Here is an 18,283-nt window from a genome sequence, read left to right as displayed (position 1 = left end):
TGCGCGCAGACCCTCCGACCACCCGCGAATAGACTCGGGGAATGCCCTCCGCGATCCCCGATTCGCTCGACCTCACCGCCGACGCCGTCGCCATCACGCAGGCGATCTGCGACATCCGCAGCGTCTCGGGCGACGAGACCCCGTTGGCCGACCTCATCGAGCGGGCGCTCGCCGAGGCATCCCACCTCGAGGTCGTCCGCGACGGCGACACGGTCGTCGCGCGCACGAACCTCGGGCGCGAGCGCCGCGTCGTGATCGCCGGGCACATCGACACGGTGCCGATCAACGAGAACCTGCCGACGCGGTTCGAGACGATCGACGGCGTCGAGTACCTGTGGGGCCGCGGCACCGTCGACATGAAGGCCGGCGTCGCGGTGCAGCTGAAGCTCGCCCTCGAGCTCACCGATCCCATCGTCGACCTCACCTGGATGTGGTACGACCACGAAGAGGTCGCCGCCTCGCTCAACGGGCTCGGTCGGCTCTCGCGCAATCGCCCCGAGCTGTTCGAGGGCGACTTCGCGATCCTCGGCGAGCCGTCGAACGGGCAGGTCGAGGGCGGCTGCAACGGCACCCTGCGGGCCGAGGTGCGCACGACGGGCCTGCGGGCGCACTCCGCACGCAGCTGGGTCGGCGACAACGCGATCCACAAGCTCGCGCCCGCGCTCACGCGCCTCGCCGAGTACGAGGCCGAGACGGTCGAGGTCGATGGGCTCGCCTACCGCGAGGGCCTCAACGGCGTGCTCGTCGAGGGCGGCGTCGCGGGCAACGTCATCCCCGACTCGGCCGTGCTCACCGTGAACTACCGCTTCGCCCCGAGCCGCAGCGTCGCCGAGGCGTCCGCCCTCGTCCGCGCCGTGTTCGAGGGCTTCGACGTCGACATCGTCGACAGCGCCGAGGGTGCGCGGCCGGGCCTCGACGCCCCTCTCGCGCAGCAGTTCGTCGCCGCGGTCGGCGCCGAGGCGCGGCCGAAGTACGGCTGGACGGATGTCGCGCGCTTCAGCGCCCTCGGCATCCCGGCCGTGAACTTCGGCCCGGGCGATCCCTTGAAGGCGCACGCCGATGACGAGCGCGTGCAGGTCGCCCAGATCCTCGACACCGAGCGGGCGCTGCGGGCCTGGCTCACCGGGGCATGAGCGCAGACTCCGTGAACTCGGGGTCGGCGGTGCGCGAACCCGATCCGTACCGGGTGTCCCGCCGGTCGCTGCGCGTGCGCTGGCGGCTGCTCCCGTGGTGGGTCAAGGTCACGCTCGTCTACCTCGCCGCCCGGGTGCTGACGACGATCATGGTGATCGAGGTGGCGCGGCAGCAGGGGCCCAATTCCTGGACGGGCGCGAAGCCCGGCTACCTCGACTTCGCGAGCCTGTGGGACGCCCGCTGGTACGAGATCATCGGCATCGGCGGCTATCCGCGCGAGCTGCCGCTCGCCGACGACGGCCACGTGGCTGAGAACGCGTGGGCATTCCTGCCGCTCTACCCGGGCGCGACCGAGGCCGCGACCCTGCTCGGCCTGCCGTGGAAGCTCGCGGCCGTCATCGTCGCGGTCACCGCCGGCTACGGCGCCGCACTCGTCCTGCACCGGCTCATGTCGCGCTTCCTCGAACCCGACCGGGCGCTGTTCGCCGTGGTGCTGTTCTCGATCGCCCCGGTGTCGCCGATCATGCAGTTCGGGTACGCCGAATCGCTCGGGTTCCTCTGGGTCGCGCTCGCGCTGCTCCTGCTGGTCGATCGACGGTACGGATGGCTCGTACCGGTCGTCCTCGCGTGGGCGTTCACCCGACCCGGGGCGCTCGCGTTCGCGCTCACCCTCGGATTGCACTTCGTGTGGCGCTGGTGGCACCGCGACCGCGACCCGTTCCCGCCGCGCGAGCAGCTCGTCGTGATCGGAGTGGGGCTCTTCACCGTGCTCGCGGGGTTCGCATGGCCGCTCATCGTGTGGGGCGTGACCGGGCAGGTCGACGGGTACACCGAGACCGAGCTGGCCTGGCGGTCGGCGTACATCGGCAGGCAGGAGCTCGTGCCGCTCACGCCCTGGTTCCAGGGCGGGGCGTGGTGGGCGACCTGGGTCGGGCTGCCGGCCTGGGTGGGCATCGCCGCCGTCGGCGTGCTCGCGGTCGGGTTCGCGGCGATGCTGTTCCTGCCTGCGGTGCGCCGGCTCGGCGTCGACATCCGGTTCTGGCTCGCGAGCTACGGCCTGTACCTCTTCGCGGTGTTCTTCCCGCAGTCGTCGACGTTCCGCATCCTCGCGCCGCTGTTCCCGATCGTGGGTGCGCTCGCGGTGCCGAGGGCGCGATGGTACCGGTGGTCGATCGTGCTGCTGCTCATCGCGCTCCAATACTGGTGGCTCGCCGGGGTCTGGCGCGTCGACGACTACGACTGGACGCCTCCCTGATCGGGGCAGGAATCCTGACATCCGGGGTGGGCGAAACGCCGGTGAACAGGGGGCGAATCAGGGTCGACCGCTCATCCACAACTTCGCGGCGATTTCACAGCAACGCTCGGGATGTCCGATAATGGAATCTCAGCAGCGAAAGGGGAGCTCAATGGCGGCCATGAAGCCACGCACCGGAGACGGGCCTATGGAGGCTGTGAAGGAGGGGCGACTCATCATCGTGCGCGTGCCGCTCGAGGGTGGAGGGCGCCTCGTCGTCTCGGTGAACGACGCTGAGGCCAAGGAGCTCTACGACGTCCTCGGCGGCGTCGTGAACCCTGCCTGAGTCATACGCACTGTTCGAGCCCCGAGAGCGTTCTCGGGGCTCGTGGCGTTAAGGGGCGCTCAGGCGCCGAGCTTGACGATCTGCAGCAGGCCGTCGCCGGCGGGCGAGATCGCGGTCGCGACCGCCGTCGACGAGGCGAGTTCGGTGATGAGCGTGCGGAACGCGCTCGCCGCTTCGTCTCGCTTGGCCGGGTCGGCGACGCGGCCCTTCCAGAGGGCGCGCGCCACGAGCACGCTGCCGCCGGGCTTCGCGAGGCGGAGGCCGTGTTCGGCGTACTCGATCACCGACGGGGCGTCGGCGTCGACGAACACGATGTCGTACGAGCTCTCGTTCATGCGCGGGAGCACCTCGCTCGCGCGACCTGCGATGAGTCGCACGCGCGCCGCGGCGATGCCGGCGTCGGCGAAGTGCTGGCGGGCGTGCTGCTGGTACTCGTTCTCGGTGTCGATCGACGTGAGCATCGCGTGCCGGGCGGTCTGCAGCATCCAGAGTCCCGAGACGCCGAGCCCGGTGCCGACCTCGATGATGGAGCTCGCACGCGAGGCGGCGGCGATGACGGCGAGCTGGGCGCCCACCGCAGGGGAGACGGGATCGACCCCGAGCTCGAGCGACTGCTGACGCGCCTTGATGATCGGCTCGGACTCGACGACCGACTCGTCGACGTACTTCCAGTTCAGGTCGTGATCGGACACGGTTCGGCTCCCTGGTGGCTCTCTCGACACCCCAGCCTAGGGGGCCGGCGGCGTGGCGTTCGCATGCCTCGCCGCCGACTATCCTGTAGGGGTGTTCGGTCTGACGTTCGAGAAGCTCCTCATCATCGGGGTGATCGCCGTCTTCCTGCTCGGCCCCGAACGCCTGCCGCACTACGCGGCACAGCTCGGCCGGCTGGTGCGCTCGCTGCGGGACATGGCCAACGGCGCGAAAGACCGCATGCGCGAAGAGATGGGCCCCGACTTCGACGACGTCGACTGGAAGAAGCTCGACCCGCGCCAGTACGACCCGCGGCGCATCATCCGCGAGGCGCTCACCGACGTCGACCCGTTCGCCGAAGAGGCGGCGCCGACGCCGGTCGTGGCGCGCGCGGGCGTCAACGAGAACTCCGCCTACCTGCAGCGCAAGCGCAAGCGGGAGGCGCTCGGCGCGGGCGAGCCCGCTCCGTTCGACTCCGAGGCCACCTGATCGGCAGGGATGCCTCGTGCCCGAGGCATCCCGAAGCCCTCGTGACACGACCGACCGGGCTGGCTCGCGCGCGGGTCAGGCGCGGCGCACGGCCTTGAGCGCCCGCGCCAGGAGCAGCAGCAGCGGCGCCTGCGCCTCGTACTCGGCCGAGGTGCGCGGCAACTGCAGCAGGCCGGTCGCCTGCGAGATCGTGACGGGCTCGACGAAGCGCAGGAGCCCCGCCTCGCCGTTGCGTCGGCCCACGCCCGACTGCTTCACGCCGCCCATGGGGGCGGCGACCGAGGCGAACGAGCCGCGGTAGCCCTCGTTGATGTTGACGCTCCCGGCTTCGAGCGCGTCGGCGACGCGGTGGCCGCGGCGCGTCGATCCGGTGAAGACGGCGGCGTTCAGCCCGTACTCGCTCGCGTTGGCGGCGAGCACCGCCTCGTCGTCGCCCGACACGAGGTAGAGCGACGCGATCGCGCCGAACGTCTCCTCGGCGTGGACGCGCATCTCAGGGGTCACGCCCGTGAGGATCGTGGGCTCGAACACCCACGGGCCGAGGTCGGGGCGGGCTTTGCCGCCGACGAGCACGGTCGCGCCCTTCTCGACGGCGTCGTCGAGGTGGGCCTGCACCCGCGCGAGCTGCGCGGCGCTCGCGAGCGAGCCGAAGTCGGCGCCGAAGCCGACCGACGTGCCGAGCTTCGCGGTACGCAGCCGGTCGACGAGCTCGCGCTCGAAGTCTCCCGCGATCCCCCGGTCGACGAAGATGCGCTCGATCGAGACGCACAGCTGCCCCATCGCCGAGAAGCAGGCGTGGGCCGCATTCGCCGCCGCGCGGGCCGGGTCGGCGTCGTCGAGCACGAGCAGGGCGTTCTTGCCGCCGAGTTCGAGCGAGGCGCCGACGAGGCGCCGCCCGGCCTTCTCGGCGATCCTGCGTCCCGTCGCCGTCGAGCCCGTGAAGCAGATGTAGTCGACGGTGTCGGTGAGCGCCTCACCGACCTCGGCCGCATCGCCCGTCACGACCGCCCAGAGGGCTTCGGGCACGCCCGCGTCGATGTACGCGCGACGCAGCGCGAGGATCGACAGTGCTCCCTGGTCGTCGGCCTTCTGCACGACGCCGCAACCGGCGGCGAGGGCGGGCACCACGTCCATGGCGGCGAGGCTGAGCGCGTAGTTCCACGGCGTGATGACACCGACGACGCCCTTGGGTGCGAAGCGCACGCGCGAGGTCGCGACGGTCGGGATGCCGGAACGGACGGGACGACCGCGCAGCACCCTGCGGGCCGCGATCGCGTTGTAGCGGGTGACCGACGCGGCCTCGAAGATCTCCTCGAAGGCCTGCCCCCTGGTCTTGCCGCTCTCGAGCTGGATGAGGTCGAGCAGTTCGTCGCGTCGCTCCAGCAGCAGGTCGTGCGCGGCGAGCAGCACGCGGCGGCGCTCCGCGAAGCCGGCGCGGGCCCACGCGAGCTGGGCGAGCCGTGCCCGGTCGACGGCGTCGTGCACGTCGTCGGCGCTCGAGCGGGGCAGATCGTGCAGCACCTCGCCCGTGGTGGGCGTCGGCACGGCGGTGGTCTCCGCGCCCGACGCGACGACGTCGTCGGTCAGGCTGCGGAACAGGTCGGGGGAGGCGGTCTGGGCGCGCATGCGCACAGTCTAGGTCAAGTGACCCACTTCGCCGCCGTGTGAGTACACTTCCCCCATGACCGCAGCGGAGCGTCCCCAGTCCCGAGGCGCGTTGTCCCGTGGCGTCGTCGCCCGCTACGCGATCGGTTCGCTCGGCACCGGCGGGTTCGCGACGCTGCCCGGACTGGTCCTCGTCTACTACCTCACCGACACGCTCGGGGTGAGCGCCCTCATCGCCGGTCTCGTGGTCACCGCCGCGAAGGTGTGGGACGTCGTCATCGACCCGTGGATCGGCGCGCGCAGCGACCGGGCGCTCGTGCGCACCGGCACCCGCCGCACGTGGATGCTCGTCGGCGCGATCGCCCTGCCCGTGGGCTTCGCACTCACGTTCGCGGTGCCGGCGGGCGTCGCACCCGGGGCGTCCGGGGTGTGGGTGTTCGTCGCGTTCCTCGCGACCGCGACCGCGTTCAGCCTCTTCCAGGTGCCGTACATCGCGCTGCCCGCCGAACTCACCGGCGACTACGACGAGCGCACCCGACTGCTGACGTGGCGGGTCGTCGTGCTCACCCTCGCGATCCTGCTGTTCGGAGCCGGCGGGCCCGAGATCCGCAACGCGTTCGACGACGAGGCGACCGGCTACCTCGTGATGGCGATCGTCGCGGGCGTCGTCATCGGCGTCGGCATGCTGATCGCCGCGGGCACGGCGAAGCGGGCGGATGCCGCGGCCCTCGGCCGATCGCAGCAGCGGGCGTCGGCGGTGTCGGCCGAGGGCGGGTACCGCGAGGGACTGCGTGCGCTGCGTCGCAGCCTGCCGTTCCGCGTGCTGCTCGCGGTGTTCGTGCTGCAGGGGCTCGCGACCGGGCTCATGCTCGCGGGTGCCCAGTTCGTGGCGACGTGGGTGCTCGAGTCCGAGACCGCGGTCACGCTGCTCTTCGTCGCGCTCATCGCCCCGGCGTTGTTCTTCGCCCCGCTCTGGGGGCGGCTCGCCCGCCGCATCGGCAAGGAGCGCGGCTTCCGCGTCGCGAGCATCGTGTTCGCGCTCGCGGCCCTCAGCATGGTCCTGCTCGTCTGGGCGCCCGGCCCCTGGGTGTACCTGCCCGTCGCGGTCGCGGGCGCCGCCTACGCCGGCATGCAGTCGCTGCCCATGGCGATGCTGCCCGACGTCATCTCGCACGACGCCCGGCGGACCGGACGCGACAACGCCGGCAGCTTCGGCGGCGTGTGGACCGCGGGCGAGACCGCCGGCATGGCGCTCGGCGCCACGCTGCTCACCCTCATGCTCGCCGCGACCGGCTACCTCGAGTCGAGGGGCGCCGAGACGGTCGAGCAGTCGGCGGCGGCGGTCGCGGGCATCGCGCTCTCGTTCAGCCTCGTGCCCGCGCTGCTCGTCGCGGTCAGCGTCGTCGTGCTGCGCGCCTACCCGCTGCGCCGCGCCGACGTGGATCATGACGTCGCGGCCCTCGCCGGCATCGCCGGCGACCCCGGAACGACCGGTGCCGCCGGCACCACCGAAGGGAGCACCCGATGATCGGGTTCCGCCGCGAGGCATCCGAGATCCTGCGCGAGCTCGACGCGCTGCGCGCCGCCGACGCGCCCACCCACGGCGGCCGCGTGCTGTCGTACGTGTACGACTCGGGCCTCGACGAACTCGACGAGCTCGCCGGCCGCGCCGCCCGGCGGGTGCAACCCGTCAACGGGCTCGACCCGACCACGTTCGGCTCCGTCGCCGCGATGGAGCGCGCCGTCGTCGGCTTCGCCCGGCGCGTGCTCGGCGGGGGCGACGGCGGCGGCGCCGACGGCGAGGTCGTCGTCGGCTCGGTGACGTCCGGCGGCACCGAGAGCTGCCTGCTCGCAGTGAAGTCCGCCCGCGACGCCTGGCGCGCCGCACGGATCGGCTCGCCGCGGGTGCCCCGCGTCGTCGCGCCCGTCACGGTGCACGCCGCGTTCCACAAGGCGGCCCACTACTTCGGCCTCGAGCTCGACCTCGTTCCCGTCGACCCGGAGACCGGCACCCTCGCGCCGTCGGCGATCGAGGAGCGCCTGGGTGACGACGTCGCGCTCGTGGTGGTGAGTGCGCCCTCCTATCCGTTCGCGAGCCTCGACCCCGTCGCCGACGTCGCCGCGATCACCGCCGCCCGCGGCATCGCCCTCCACGTCGACGCCTGCATCGGCGGATTCGCGCTCGCCTTCTGGCCCGAGCCGCTGCCCGCCTGGAACCTGTCGGTGCCCGGCGTCACGAGCATCTCGGCCGACCTGCACAAGTACGGCTACGCGCCGAAGGGCGCCTCGGTGCTGCTCACGCGCGGACGCGACCGCCAGCGCCGCCAGTACTTCGCGACCACCGGCTGGCCCGGCTACCCGGTCGTGAACCCCACGATGACGGGCTCGAAGCCGGCCGGGCCGCTCGCGGCGGCGTGGGCGATCATCGAGGCGCTGGGCGAGCCCGGCTTCCGCGACCTGACCGCGCAGACGGCGCGTGCGACCGCGGAGCTGCGCGCCGCGATCGACGGCATCGAGGGCCTGCGCGTCGTCGGCGAGCCCGTGGGGCCGCTGCTCGCGGTCGCCGCCGACGAGGCGGCTCCGGTCACGTCGCGGGTCGACCCGCACCACTGGGCGGATGCCGCGCGCGAGGCCGGCTGGCAGCTGCAGTTGCAGCCCGGACTCGCCCAGGCCGACGGCACCCGACTGCCGCACACGACCCACCTGACGGTCACCCCGGTCACGGAGCGGGTGCTGCCCGAACTCGTTCCGGCGCTCGTGGCGGCGGCCGACGAGGTGCGCGGCATCCCGCGCATCGACGGCCGGGTCGCGCTCGCCGGGCTCGCGGAGGCCCTGCCCGGCGGGGTCGGGGGAGCGTTGCTCGATGCAGGCGGGACCGACGCGGCGGCCTTCGACCTGTTCGCCGCTTCGCTCGACTCGGATGCCGCGGCCGCGGTGCTCTCGGCCGCAGGGCTCCTCGGCGGCGAGGGGGCGCTGCCCGACCGGCTCGCGCCCGTGCTCGCGCTCGTCGAGGCCCTGCCCGGGTCGCTCACCGAGCGCCTGCTCATCGAGCTGCTCGCACGGGTCGTCGAGCCGACCTGATCCGTCCACCCGTTTCAGGAGCGAGCGCGCCGCTCAGGACGTCTTCTCCGGTTTCGCCGTGATGCGGGCAGCTTGTCCTCAGCGGTGACGTGTCCGTCGGCCGAGCGCGCGCTCGTCGACCAGCGGCTCGCGCTCAGCGCACCGAGACGTCGAGGCGGCGGCCCGCGAGGTCGCGAGGCATCCCGGCCAGGCGTGCGGCGACCGCCTCGATCGCGCGCGCGGCCGGGTCGTCGGGCGCCGACACGACGACGGGCACGCCGTCGTCGCCGCCCTGGCGAAGCGCCATGCTGAGGGGCACGCTCGCGAGCAGCGGCACGGGCTCGGGCTGACCGGCCGAGAGCCGCTCGGCGACGAGCTCGCCGCCGCCCGACCCGAAGAGCTCGAGCACCTGCCCGTCGGGCTGCACGAGGCCCGCCATGTTCTCGATCACGCCGACGATGCGCTGGCCGGTCTGGCGCGCGACGACGCCCGATCGCTCGGCGACGTCGGCCGCGGCGGCCTGCGGCGTCGTGACGACGACGACCTCGGCGTTCGGCAGCAGCTGGCCGAGCGAGATGGCGATGTCGCCCGTCCCGGGCGGAAGGTCGACGAGCAGCACGTCGAGGTCGCCGAAGTACACGTCGGTGAGGAACTGCGAGAGCGTGCGGTGCAGCATCGGCCCGCGCCAGGCGACGGCCGTCGACGAGGCGCGCGCCCCGGGCTCGGCCGGCTCGATGAACATGCCGATCGAGATGACCTTCACGCCGTGCGCGACGGGCGGCAGGATCATCTCGTCGACCCGGGTCGGCCGGGCCGCGAGGCCGTCGTCGTCGACGAGGCCGAGGAGGCCCGGGATCGAGAACCCGTGCACGTCGGCGTCGATGAGCCCGACCGCGAGCCCGCGCGCCGCGAGGGCGACGGCGAGGTTCGCCGTGACGGTCGACTTGCCGACGCCGCCCTTGCCGCTCGTGACCGCGAGCACCTTCGTCAGGGTGCCGGGGCCGAACGGATTGCCGCGGGCGGCGCGGCCGCCGCGAAGGCGTTCGGTGAGGGCGGCCCGCTGCTCGGGCGTCATGACCGAGAGCTCCACGTCGGCGTTGCCGGCCCCGACGATCGACTCGGCCGCCTGGCGCACGTCGCGTTCGATGCGATCCGATGCGGGACACCCGACGATCGTCAGCCGGATGCCGACCTCGACGCGACCGCCCTCGCGGGCGACCACGCGGTCGACCATGTCGAGTTCGGTGACGGGCTTGCGGATCTCGGGGTCGATGACGGAGGCGAGCACGCGCCGCACCGCCTCCTCGAGCAGCGCCGCGTCGCCCGAGGCGGCGTCAGCCGGCATGTTCGGATTCCTCCTCGTCGCGGCGGTCGAGCTCGTCGAGCATCGCGCGCAGCTCGGAGCGGATGAACTCCTTCGACGCGAGCTCCTTCACGGCGAGTCGCAGGGCGACCACCTCGCGTGCGAGGTACTCGGTGTCGGCGAGGTTGCGCTCGGCGCGCTGCCGGTCCTGCTCGATCTGCACGCGGTCGCGGTCGTCCTGCCGGTTCTGCGCGAGCAGGATCAGCGGTGCCGCGTACGACGCCTGCAGCGAGAGCATGAGGGTGAGCGCCGTGAAGCCGATCGCGATGTCATCGAAGCGCCAGGCGGAGGGAGCGAAGGTGTTCCACGCCATCCAGCCGATCGCGAACACCGACAGCCCGACGAGGAAGCCGGGCGTGCCCATGCCGCGGGCCACCCACTCGGTGAAGCGGCCGAAGCGGTCGCTGTCGCCCGAACCGCGGAAGGTGGCGGTGCGGCGGATGCCCTTCGGCGTGTCGAATCGACGGTCTTCCGACTCAGCGCGTGCCATCTGCGCCCCTCCTTCCGTATGGGATCGGGATGCTTCCCGTCGTCAGCTGCGCCCGCGCCGTGCTGCGCTTGGCCAGCTCGTCCTCCTCGGGGTGACTTCGCCAGTCATCGGGCAGCAGGTAGTCGAGCACGTCGTCAATCGTCACCACCCCGACGAGTCGATGCTTCTCGTCGACCACCGGCACCGAGACGAGGTCGTAGCTCGCGAGGATGCGGCTGACCTCGGCGGCCGAGGTGTCGGCGGTCACGGGTTCGAGGCCCTGGTCGATGAGGGTGCCGAGCCGCTCGTGCGGCGGGTAGCGCAGCATCCGCTGGAAGTGCACGATGCCGAGGAACCGGCCCGTCGGCGGCTCGTACGGCGGCAGCGTGACGCAGACCGCCGCGCCGAGCGCGGGCGGCAGGTCGTGCCGGCGGATGAGCGCGAGCCCCTCGGCGACGGTCGCGTCGGCCGAGACGATGATCGGCTCGGTCGTCATGAGGCCGCCGGCCGTGTCGGGGCCGTACGACAGCAGGAACCGCACGTCTTCTGCCTCTTCGGGCTCCATCAGCTCGAGCAGGTGCTCGCCGCGCTCTTCGGGCAGCTGTGCGATGAGGTCGGCCGCGTCGTCGGGCTGCATGTGGTCGAGCACGTCGGCCGCGCGGTCGTCGCCGAGACCGGCGAGGATGTCGACCTGATCGGACTCGGGCATCTCCTCCAGCACGTCGGCGAGACGGTCGTCGGGCAGCTCCTCGGCGACCTCCTGCCGGCGCTGCGCCGGCAGGTCGAGCAGCGTCGAAGCGAGGTCGGCGGGCTTCAGCTCGGAGTACGTCGCGATGAGCTGTTCGGCCGACTGGGCCTCGCCCTTCGCGACCTGCTCGCGAACCTCGCGCCAGGTGACGTACGCCGACTGCCCCTTCGAGAACGGCGAGGCGCCCTTGGGGCGACGCACGAACAGCTGGTCGACCTCCCACTCGCCGGGCTCCTGCTCCTCGATCGCGACGTCCTCGATGGTGGCCGTGCCCGAGCCGTCGTTGAAGCCGACCTTGCGACCGAGCATCTCGGCGATCACGCGCACCTCGCCGCCGCGCTGCTCGAAGCGGCGAAGGTTGATGAGGCCCGTCGTGATGATCTGGCCGCCGCCGATCGAGGTGACGCGCCCGATCGAGACGAAGACGCGGCGCTTGCCCGGGATCTCGACGATGAGCCCGACCACGCGCGGCGGGTCGCTCTTGCGGTACACGACGAGGACGTCGCGCACCTTGCCCACTCGATCGCCGTTGGGGTCGAAGACGGCGCACCCGGCGAGTCGGGCGACGAAGACTCTCGTGGCGCTCACGCTACAAACTTAGCCCCCGGATGCCTCGGCGGCGGCGCCATCCGGGCGACCCGGCCCGCATCGTGGGACAATGGCCGGGTGACGAACCAGACGCCGTTCGGCGGCCGCGCGGGCCGCGAGCTCCCGACCATGCCGAAGGGCGAGACGGTCGCGGGCTTCGAGACCTACGCCGAGGCGCAAGACGCCGTCGACCGCCTGTCGAAGGCCGAGTTCCCCGTGAAGGAACTGGCGATCATCGGCACCGACCTGACGACGGTCGAGCGCATCACCGGACGGCTCACGTGGAGCCGGGCCGCCGGCGCCGGCGCGATCTCGGGGGCGTGGTTCGGCCTCTTCCTCGGGTTGCTGTTCTTCATCTTCGCGCCCAGCGGCGCCTCGCTCGGCATCCTCGGCGCCGCCGTGCTCATCGGTGCCGGGTTCGGCATGATCTTCAGCGTCGTCACGTACTCCGTGAACCGGCGCCGTCGCGACTTCACGTCGAACATCCAGGTGCTCGCAAGGCGCTACGCGATCATCATCACCGATCCGTCGCACGTCGCCCGGGCGCGCAACCTGCTCGGCACCGCGAGCGACGTCGCCCCTGCGGTCCCGGCCGCGGCGGCGCCGCCCGCACCGACCCCGACGCCCGCGTCGGCCCCGCCTGCCGCGCCGGCTCCGACTCCGCGCGACGGCGACGCGACGACGGGCGCCGGCGACGAGACATCCGGCTCGGCAACAGGCCAGGGTGACGAACCGCAGGGCCTCACGTACGGCGAGGCGCAGGATGCCGCGCGCCGTGCCGCTCGTGAAGCCGATGCGGCGCGCCGTCGCGCCTCGGAGGGCGACGGCGCCTGACCGACCGGCCTACCAGGTCGTCGGCTTCTGGGGCGTGAAGAGCCACGCTGCGAAGAGGGTGTCGAGGTCGGCCCCCGAGACCTCCTCGGCGAGCGCCGTGAAGTCGGCCGTCGTCGCGCTGCCTCCTCCGTAGCGGTCGACCCACTCCTTCGCGAGCTCGAAGAAGGCGTCGTCGCCGATCTCGACGCGCAGGGCGTGCAGCGTCGCGGCGCCGCGGTCGTAGACGGGGTCGGCGAACAGGCCGAGCGGCTGCGGATCGGCGACGACGAGGCTCCAGAACTCGTCGTCGGCCGGAATCGACATCACCTCGTCGAAGCTCTCGTCGGCGGTGGCGCGACCCTGGTGCTCGGCCCACATCCAGGACGCGTACGTCGCCCAGCCCTCGTTGAGCCAGATGTCGGCCCAGCGGCCGGGGCTCACGTGGTCGCCCATCCACTGATGGGCGAGCTCGTGCGCGACGGTGCCCTCGGCGGCGCGGCGCGAGAAGAACGAGCGGGTCTGGGTCTCGAGCGCGTAGCCGACCGAGTCGTCGTCGACGATCGCGCCGTACGCGACGAACGGGTACGGCCCGAAGCGGTCGTCGAAGAAGTCGATCATCTGCGGCGTGAGCGCGAGCGCGGCCGATGCGGACGCCGGGAGCGCCGGGTCGACGGCGTCGATGATGCGGAGGCCGTCGGCGGTCGTGTAGTCGTCGAGCACGTAGTCGCCGACGCTCGCGGTGGCCAGGTACGCCGCCATCGGGTCGGGAGCGTGCCACGTCCAGGTGGTGCGACCGTCGGCCGTGTCCGACCCGGTGAGGCTGCCGTTCGCGACGGCGACGAGCCCCTCGGGGACCGTGATCTCGAAGTCGTAGGCGGCCTTGTCGGTCGGGTGGTCGCTGACCGGGAACCAGGTCGCGGCGCCGTCGGGCTCCGACACGACCATGGCGCCGTCGCGGGTCGTCACCCAGCCGTAGAGCGCGCCTTCGATGTCGGTGGGCCTCGTCGTCGTGCCGCCGTACTCGACGACGACGCGGGCGTCGTGCCCGCGCTTCAGCTTCGGCCGCGGGGTGATCACGAGTTCGTTGTCGGTCTGTTCGAATCGCGCGGCGTGACCGTCGACCGTGACCGTCGTCGCCGTGAGCCCACGGAGGTCGAGGTCGAACCGGTCGAGGTCCTGCGTCGCGCGCAGGTCGATCGTCGCGACGCCGTCGAGCTGCCCTTCGAGCGGGGCCGGCTCGGGTGCGGGCGGGGTGTAGTCGAGGTCGAGTCCGAGGTGCACGAGGTCGATGCCGCCGTTGCCCGCGAGCGGGAAGTACGGGTCGCCCGCACCGTCGGAGCCGGCGCTGTACCGGGGTGCGCCGGGCTCGCCCGGTGCGGCGGAGGCGACGGCGGGGGCAGTGGCGACGGCGAGGGCGAGGCCCGCGGCGCCGAGAACGGCGAGGGTGCTGCGGCGGTGCGACATGGATCCTCCAGCACGTTGGTGCGATCGGGGTTCGTCCCGACCCTAGCCGTGCCCCGGCGCGACCCGCCAGACCCGGGGAGCTCCCAGACTCGCGATATATCGTGACGCGCATGACCACCGGACGAGACGCCTCGCGGCCCGCCCTCGAACTCGAGATCGCGGATGAGATCGCCGCTGCCGAGCGGCCCGACCGACCCATCCGTCGGGCGCTGCGGCGGCTGCGGCAGGCGATCGGTCGCCGCCCGGGCCTGCAGCGCGCCTACCGCGTGCTCGTCGGGGTGCTCGGCGGCATCGTGACGGTGGCCGGCCTCCTGCTCGTACCGCTCCCCGGCCCCGGCTGGCTCGTCGTCTTCCTCGGTCTCGCGATCCTCGGCACCGAGTTCGCCTGGGCGAAGCGCGCCGCGGCGTTCACGAAGCGTCAGCTCGCCCGGTTCTGGGCCTGGTGGCGGGCGAGGCGGGCGACGGTCGAGCGCACCTGATCTGCGAGCGTCGGGCGTGCACTCACCGCCCGTGCGACGGCGAGTGCACGCCCGATGACGGCGGGAGCGAACGCATCGTTCAGCGGCTCGCGCCGCGCACCCAGGCCTCGACCTCGTCGGCGGTGCGCGGAATGCGCACCGAGAGGTTCTCGGCGCCGTCCGCCGTGACGAGGATGTCGTCCTCGATGCGCACGCCGATGCCGCGGAACTCCTCGGGCACGGTCAGGTCGTCGGGCTGGAAGTACAGGCCCGGCTCGATCGTGAAGATCATGCCGGCTTCGACCACGCCGTCCATGTAGAGCTCGCGGCGGGCCTGCGCGCAGTCGTGCACGTCGAGCCCGAGGTGGTGGCTCGTGCCGTGCACCATGTAGCGGCGGTGGAACTGGTTCTCGGGTTCGAGGGACTCCTCGGCCGACACGGGCAGGAAGCCCCACTCGGCCGTCTTGCGCGCGATCACCTGCATCGCCGCGGCGTGCACCTCGCGGAACACGATGCCCGGCCTCACGATCGCGAACGCCGCGTCGGCTGCCTCGAGCACCGCCTCGTAGACCTGGCGCTGCACGGGCGAGAAGGTGCCGTTGACCGGGAACGTCCGGGTGATGTCGGCCGTGTAGTACGTGTCCATCTCGACGCCGGCGTCGAGCAGCACGAGATCGCCCGGCACGACGGGCCCGTCGTTGCGGGTCCAGTGCAGGATCGTCGCGTGCGGGCCCGCCGCGGCGATCGAGCCGTAGCCCACGTCGTTGCCGTCGAGCCGAGCCCGGGTCGCGAAGACGCCCTCGATGACGCGCTCGCCGCGCACCTCGGAGGTGATGCGGGGGAGCTCGGCGAGCACCTCGCCGAAGCCGCGCTCGGTGGCTGCGATCGCCGCCCGCATCTCGGCGACCTCGAAGTCGTCCTTCACGAGTCGCAGTTCGCTCACGACGCGCGCGAGCTCGCCGTCGGGCTCGTGCTCGTCGCCCACCTCCAGCGAGAACGCCGCGTCCTGCGCGTTCTCGCTGAGCACGCGCTCGGCCGCGAATCGGATGCGGGCGTGGTCGACGCGCTCGGTGAGCGCGGCATCGGCCTCGCGCACCACGAGCGTCGCGGTGTCGATCCGGTCGACCACGGCGTCGAAGGCGCTGATGTCGCGGGTCGCGACCGCGAGGTCGGCCGCGACGTGGGCGAGCGACGGGCGCGGGCCGATCCAGAACTCGCCGATCGCCGCGTTCGCGTAGAACTCCTCGGAGTCGCGACCCGCGCGCTCGCGGAAGTAGACGGTCGCCTCGTGCCCGGCGTCGCCGGTGGGCTCGAGCACGAGCACCGCGCCGGGCTCGGAGTCGGACCCCCAGCCGGTGAGGTGCGCGAACGCCGAGTGCGCCCGGTAGGGGTAGTCGGTGTCGTTCGCCCGCTGCTTCATGTCGCCGGCCGGGATGACGAGCCGCCGGCCCGGGAACTCGGCCGAGACCTTCGCGCGGCGCGCGGCGGCGTACGCGGCCTGGGGGCGCGCCTCGGGCAGCGTCTCGGCGCGTTCGGCCCAACCGTTCGAGATGAACGCCTTGAAGCCCTCGGAGCCCGGCGTGGTCGACCGGTTCGCGTTGCGTCCGGCCTCGTCGCCGGAGGGGTTCGCCGCTGCCGCGGTCTCGGTGGTGGAGGTGTCGCTCGAGTTCGCCATGCCCCCATTCTCGCACCGGCCCCGAGTGCTGGCGGATGGTCCGGGGCTCGTCAACCCGCCCGGGTCAGCGTCGCCACGACCGGGCGGTGGTCGCTGCCGGCGTCGTCGAGCGACTCGATCACGCGGAAGTCCTCGACCGCCCAGCCGGGCGTCGCGAGCACATGGTCGATCGGGCTGCCGAGCAGCGGCGGCAGGTCGGTGGGCCAGGTGCCGAGCGCCGCGGCGCGCGCCTGCACCGAGGCATCCCGGCAGCGCCCCAGGTCGCCGCCGTCGATGCCGCGCCCGGCGAAGTGGTCGACCGTCGCGTTGAAGTCGCCCGCCATGATCACGTTCTCGCCGGTGCACTGCTCGGCGAGCCAGTCGAGGTCGCTGCGCCAGTTCCGCAGCTCCCAGCGGATCGGCGCGACCGCGTGCACGGCCACGATGCGCGGCCCGTCGCCCGAGATCGGGTCGGCCACGACGCTCGGCAGCGTGTTCGTATTGCCCGGCGGGCCTGGGTAGTCGGCCGAGACGACCTCGTAGTCGCCGAGCTCCGGGCTGATGAGCAGGGTCGTCGACCGGGCCTTCGCGATGTCGTCGTACGCCTGCGTGTGCACCCACATCGGCGAGCCGCCCTCGCGCATCGCGATCGCGACCTCCTCACCGAGCGAGTCGGTCGTCTCGGGCAGCACGACGACGTCGGCGCCCTCCGTGAGGGCGAGCTCCGCGATCGTCGACGCGTCGGGCACCTCGCCGAGGGTGTTCCACGACAGCACCGTGACGGACGCCTCGGGCCCCGAGGCATCCGCCGCGCGGTCGTCGGCAGCGGCGGTGGCCGCGCCGCCCGTGCCACGCACCGCGAGCACCGCGACCTGGCCCGCGGTGAACACGGCGAACACGATCGCCATGGCGATCGCGAAGCGACGACCGCGGCGCGGGATCGCGAGGAGGAGGAACAGCACCGCGACGATCGCCCCGCAGACGGCGGCGACCCCGCGCAGCGCCACGACGTGCGCCGCGATCCACTGGTTCTGCAAGCCGAACGCCTGAGGCCAGAGGAGCACGGCGGCGAGGGCGGCCGTGCCGACGATCACGACCCAGCCGAGGATGCGGGGGAGCATTCCACCCACCCTACGGGGCCGGGTTCTGAGAGGGCCCCGAGAACGGCGCCCTCGATACGATAGGGGGATGTCGCGAGCTCCTGCCGCGATCGGCGAGGCCGATCTGCACACCCACTCGGTGGTGTCCGACGGCACCGAGTCGCCGGCGGAACTGATGCGGCAGGCGGCGGCCGCCGGGCTCCGGGCCGTCGCGCTCACCGATCACGATTCGACGAGCGGCTGGGCCGAGGCGGCCGCCGCGGTGCCCGGGACGGGCGTCGCGCTCATCCCCGGCATGGAGCTGTCGACCCGCGAGGGGTTCACGAGCGTGCACCTGCTCGGTTACCTCGTCGACCCGCTCGACGAGCCGTTGCTCGCCGAGACCGCTCGCATCCGCGAGTCGCGTCTCACCCGCGCCGAGGAGATCGTGCGGCGCATCGCGCGCGACTACGACCTCAGCTGGAGCGACGTGCTCGACCAGACCGTCGAGGGGGCGACGATCGGACGGCCCCACATCGCCGACGCGCTCGTCGCCCGAGGGCATGCGGCGACCCGTTCGGCGGCCTTCGCCGGCATCCTGCACCCTCGGGCCGGGTACGCCCAGCCGCACTACGCGCCCGACCCGCTCACGGGCGTGCGCCTCATCCGCGCCGCCGGGGGCGTGCCCGTGCTCGCGCACCCCGGCACACGCGGCGCCGAACAGGTCGTGCCGCCCGCTCGCCTCGCCAAGCTCGTCGACGCCGGACTGTTCGGCCTCGAGGTCGACCACCCCGAGAACCGCGCCGACGCCAAGCCCCGGCTGCGCGAACTGGCGGCGAGGTTCGGGCTCGAGATCACCGGGTCGAGCGACTACCACGGCGCGGGCAAGCCGAACCGCCTGGGGGAGTGCCGCACGGCGGCCGACGTGGTCGCTCGGCTCGTCGCCGAGGCGCGCGGCAGCGCGCCGGTGCTGCCGCCCGAATAGGCCCGCGGCGTCGGAAGCGCGTCGACTCGTGGGGCGCTGAGACGCCGCGAGCGCGCGGGCGCCCGTCATCGACGGGGCCTGCGCGCTCGCGAGGTGGAGGTGTC

At 72.8% G+C, this 18,283-nt stretch carries 17 protein-coding genes; 9 read left to right on the top strand and 8 right to left on the bottom strand.

The features are described from left to right. Window positions 1-41 precede the first annotated feature (41 nt). The 3 genes from dapE (at window position 42) to ACWGPE_RS06960 (ending at window position 2,714) form a co-directional block, all read left to right on the top strand. The gene (gene dapE / locus ACWGPE_RS06970; RefSeq protein WP_231430511.1) at window positions 42-1,133 is read left to right on the top strand and encodes a succinyl-diaminopimelate desuccinylase; all 1,092 of its coding nucleotides are present in this window, start codon (window positions 42-44) and stop codon (window positions 1,131-1,133) included. Next, window positions 1,130-2,389, top strand: a complete 1,260-nt coding sequence (locus ACWGPE_RS06965; RefSeq protein WP_231430512.1) for a hypothetical protein — start codon at window positions 1,130-1,132, stop codon at window positions 2,387-2,389. Before dapE ends, ACWGPE_RS06965 begins: the two co-directional genes overlap by 4 nt. 151 nt (window positions 2,390-2,540) lie before the next feature. After that, a complete protein-coding gene (locus ACWGPE_RS06960) occupies window positions 2,541-2,714 on the top strand; it encodes a DUF3117 domain-containing protein (protein WP_067875042.1) in 174 nt (57 codons plus the stop codon). A 59-nt stretch (window positions 2,715-2,773) separates the two neighbouring features. Here the strand turns inward: ACWGPE_RS06960 and ACWGPE_RS06955 are convergent, their stop codons facing one another. Continuing rightward, window positions 2,774-3,406, bottom strand: coding sequence for an O-methyltransferase (locus tag ACWGPE_RS06955; RefSeq protein ID WP_231430513.1), 633 nt, complete (start codon window positions 3,404-3,406; stop codon window positions 2,774-2,776). Between the two features lie 91 nt (window positions 3,407-3,497). On the opposite strand from ACWGPE_RS06955, the gene ACWGPE_RS06950 reads away from it, so the two are divergent. Then, window positions 3,498-3,893 carry a sec-independent translocase gene (locus tag ACWGPE_RS06950; RefSeq protein ID WP_231430515.1) on the top strand — a complete coding sequence of 132 codons (396 nt, stop codon included), beginning with the start codon at window positions 3,498-3,500 and terminating at the stop codon, window positions 3,891-3,893. Between the two features lie 75 nt (window positions 3,894-3,968). On the opposite strand, the gene ACWGPE_RS06945 is transcribed toward ACWGPE_RS06950, so the two are convergent. Next, entirely contained in the window at window positions 3,969-5,519 is a 1,551-nt protein-coding gene (locus ACWGPE_RS06945; protein WP_452048408.1) for a succinic semialdehyde dehydrogenase, read from the bottom strand. 55 nt (window positions 5,520-5,574) lie between these two features. On the opposite strand from ACWGPE_RS06945, the gene ACWGPE_RS06940 reads away from it, so the two are divergent. Together ACWGPE_RS06940 and ACWGPE_RS06935 are read left to right on the top strand one after the other, a co-directional pair. Beyond that, window positions 5,575-7,026 carry an MFS transporter gene (locus ACWGPE_RS06940; RefSeq protein ID WP_452048407.1) on the top strand — a complete coding sequence of 484 codons (1,452 nt, stop codon included), beginning with the start codon at window positions 5,575-5,577 and terminating at the stop codon, window positions 7,024-7,026. Continuing rightward, window positions 7,023-8,579, top strand: coding sequence for a pyridoxal phosphate-dependent decarboxylase family protein (locus ACWGPE_RS06935; RefSeq protein WP_231430520.1), 1,557 nt, complete (start codon window positions 7,023-7,025; stop codon window positions 8,577-8,579). The genes ACWGPE_RS06940 and ACWGPE_RS06935 overlap by 4 nt, the downstream gene beginning before the upstream one ends. A 133-nt stretch (window positions 8,580-8,712) precedes the next feature. On the opposite strand, the gene ACWGPE_RS06930 is transcribed toward ACWGPE_RS06935, so the two are convergent. Genes ACWGPE_RS06930 through ACWGPE_RS06920 form a run of 3 tightly spaced genes read right to left on the bottom strand, consistent with a single transcriptional unit; the run spans window position 8,713 to window position 11,726 of the window. After that, on the bottom strand, window positions 8,713-9,903 hold the full coding sequence (locus tag ACWGPE_RS06930) for an Mrp/NBP35 family ATP-binding protein (RefSeq protein ID WP_231430522.1): 1,191 nt from the start codon (window positions 9,901-9,903) through the stop codon (window positions 8,713-8,715). Then, window positions 9,893-10,411 (bottom strand): DUF1003 domain-containing protein, encoded by a 519-nt coding sequence (locus ACWGPE_RS06925; RefSeq protein ID WP_231430524.1) that lies wholly within the window; start codon window positions 10,409-10,411, stop codon window positions 9,893-9,895. The genes ACWGPE_RS06930 and ACWGPE_RS06925 overlap by 11 nt, the downstream gene beginning before the upstream one ends. Then, window positions 10,398-11,726, bottom strand: a complete 1,329-nt coding sequence (locus ACWGPE_RS06920; RefSeq protein ID WP_231430526.1) for a magnesium transporter MgtE N-terminal domain-containing protein — start codon at window positions 11,724-11,726, stop codon at window positions 10,398-10,400. The genes ACWGPE_RS06925 and ACWGPE_RS06920 overlap by 14 nt, the downstream gene beginning before the upstream one ends. Window positions 11,727-11,804: 78 nt before the next feature. On the opposite strand from ACWGPE_RS06920, the gene ACWGPE_RS06915 reads away from it, so the two are divergent. Continuing rightward, window positions 11,805-12,560, top strand: coding sequence for a general stress protein (locus ACWGPE_RS06915; protein WP_376931411.1), 756 nt, complete (start codon window positions 11,805-11,807; stop codon window positions 12,558-12,560). A gap of 9 nt (window positions 12,561-12,569) precedes the next feature. On the opposite strand, the gene ACWGPE_RS06910 is transcribed toward ACWGPE_RS06915, so the two are convergent. Next, the gene (locus tag ACWGPE_RS06910; RefSeq protein WP_231430530.1) at window positions 12,570-14,003 is read right to left on the bottom strand and encodes a M1 family metallopeptidase; all 1,434 of its coding nucleotides are present in this window, start codon (window positions 14,001-14,003) and stop codon (window positions 12,570-12,572) included. Window positions 14,004-14,113: 110 nt separating this feature from the next. On the opposite strand from ACWGPE_RS06910, the gene ACWGPE_RS06905 reads away from it, so the two are divergent. Then, on the top strand, window positions 14,114-14,482 hold the full coding sequence (locus ACWGPE_RS06905; protein ID WP_231430532.1) for a TIGR02611 family protein: 369 nt from the start codon (window positions 14,114-14,116) through the stop codon (window positions 14,480-14,482). A 79-nt stretch (window positions 14,483-14,561) separates the two neighbouring features. Here ACWGPE_RS06905 and ACWGPE_RS06900 read toward each other — a convergent pair whose 3' ends face one another. Continuing rightward, the gene (locus ACWGPE_RS06900; protein ID WP_231430534.1) at window positions 14,562-16,136 is read right to left on the bottom strand and encodes an aminopeptidase P family protein; all 1,575 of its coding nucleotides are present in this window, start codon (window positions 16,134-16,136) and stop codon (window positions 14,562-14,564) included. Window positions 16,137-16,186: 50 nt separating this feature from the next. After that, on the bottom strand, window positions 16,187-17,236 hold the full coding sequence (locus ACWGPE_RS06895) for an endonuclease/exonuclease/phosphatase family protein (RefSeq protein ID WP_231430536.1): 1,050 nt from the start codon (window positions 17,234-17,236) through the stop codon (window positions 16,187-16,189). Between the two features lie 67 nt (window positions 17,237-17,303). Here ACWGPE_RS06895 and ACWGPE_RS06890 point away from each other — a divergent pair, with 67 nt between their 5' ends. Further along, window positions 17,304-18,179 carry a PHP domain-containing protein gene (locus ACWGPE_RS06890; RefSeq protein WP_231430537.1) on the top strand — a complete coding sequence of 292 codons (876 nt, stop codon included), beginning with the start codon at window positions 17,304-17,306 and terminating at the stop codon, window positions 18,177-18,179. The last annotated feature ends 104 nt before the right edge of the window (window positions 18,180-18,283 follow it).

The sequence above is a fragment of the Agromyces sp. NPDC055658 genome (genome assembly GCF_053618155.1).
This window is presented reverse-complemented; position numbering and strand designations above follow the sequence as displayed.

What these genes read in the sequence shown, in the direction of transcription:
- dapE (WP_231430511.1), top strand. Translation starts at nt 42, where the DNA reads ATGCCCTCCGCGATCCCCGATTCGCTCGACCTCACCGCCGACGCCGTC.
- ACWGPE_RS06965 (WP_231430512.1), top strand. Translation starts at nt 1,130, where the DNA reads ATGAGCGCAGACTCCGTGAACTCGGGGTCGGCGGTGCGCGAACCCGAT.
- ACWGPE_RS06960 (WP_067875042.1), top strand. Translation starts at nt 2,541, where the DNA reads ATGGCGGCCATGAAGCCACGCACCGGAGACGGGCCTATGGAGGCTGTG.
- ACWGPE_RS06945 (WP_452048408.1), bottom strand. Translation starts at nt 5,519, where the DNA reads ATGCGCGCCCAGACCGCCTCCCCCGACCTGTTCCGCAGCCTGACCGAC.
- ACWGPE_RS06940 (WP_452048407.1), top strand. Translation starts at nt 5,575, where the DNA reads ATGACCGCAGCGGAGCGTCCCCAGTCCCGAGGCGCGTTGTCCCGTGGC.
- ACWGPE_RS06935 (WP_231430520.1), top strand. Translation starts at nt 7,023, where the DNA reads ATGATCGGGTTCCGCCGCGAGGCATCCGAGATCCTGCGCGAGCTCGAC.
- ACWGPE_RS06930 (WP_231430522.1), bottom strand. Translation starts at nt 9,903, where the DNA reads ATGCCGGCTGACGCCGCCTCGGGCGACGCGGCGCTGCTCGAGGAGGCG.
- ACWGPE_RS06925 (WP_231430524.1), bottom strand. Translation starts at nt 10,411, where the DNA reads ATGGCACGCGCTGAGTCGGAAGACCGTCGATTCGACACGCCGAAGGGC.
- ACWGPE_RS06910 (WP_231430530.1), bottom strand. Translation starts at nt 14,003, where the DNA reads ATGTCGCACCGCCGCAGCACCCTCGCCGTTCTCGGCGCCGCGGGCCTC.
- ACWGPE_RS06905 (WP_231430532.1), top strand. Translation starts at nt 14,114, where the DNA reads ATGACCACCGGACGAGACGCCTCGCGGCCCGCCCTCGAACTCGAGATC.
- ACWGPE_RS06900 (WP_231430534.1), bottom strand. Translation starts at nt 16,136, where the DNA reads ATGGCGAACTCGAGCGACACCTCCACCACCGAGACCGCGGCAGCGGCG.
- ACWGPE_RS06895 (WP_231430536.1), bottom strand. Translation starts at nt 17,236, where the DNA reads ATGCTCCCCCGCATCCTCGGCTGGGTCGTGATCGTCGGCACGGCCGCC.
- ACWGPE_RS06890 (WP_231430537.1), top strand. Translation starts at nt 17,304, where the DNA reads ATGTCGCGAGCTCCTGCCGCGATCGGCGAGGCCGATCTGCACACCCAC.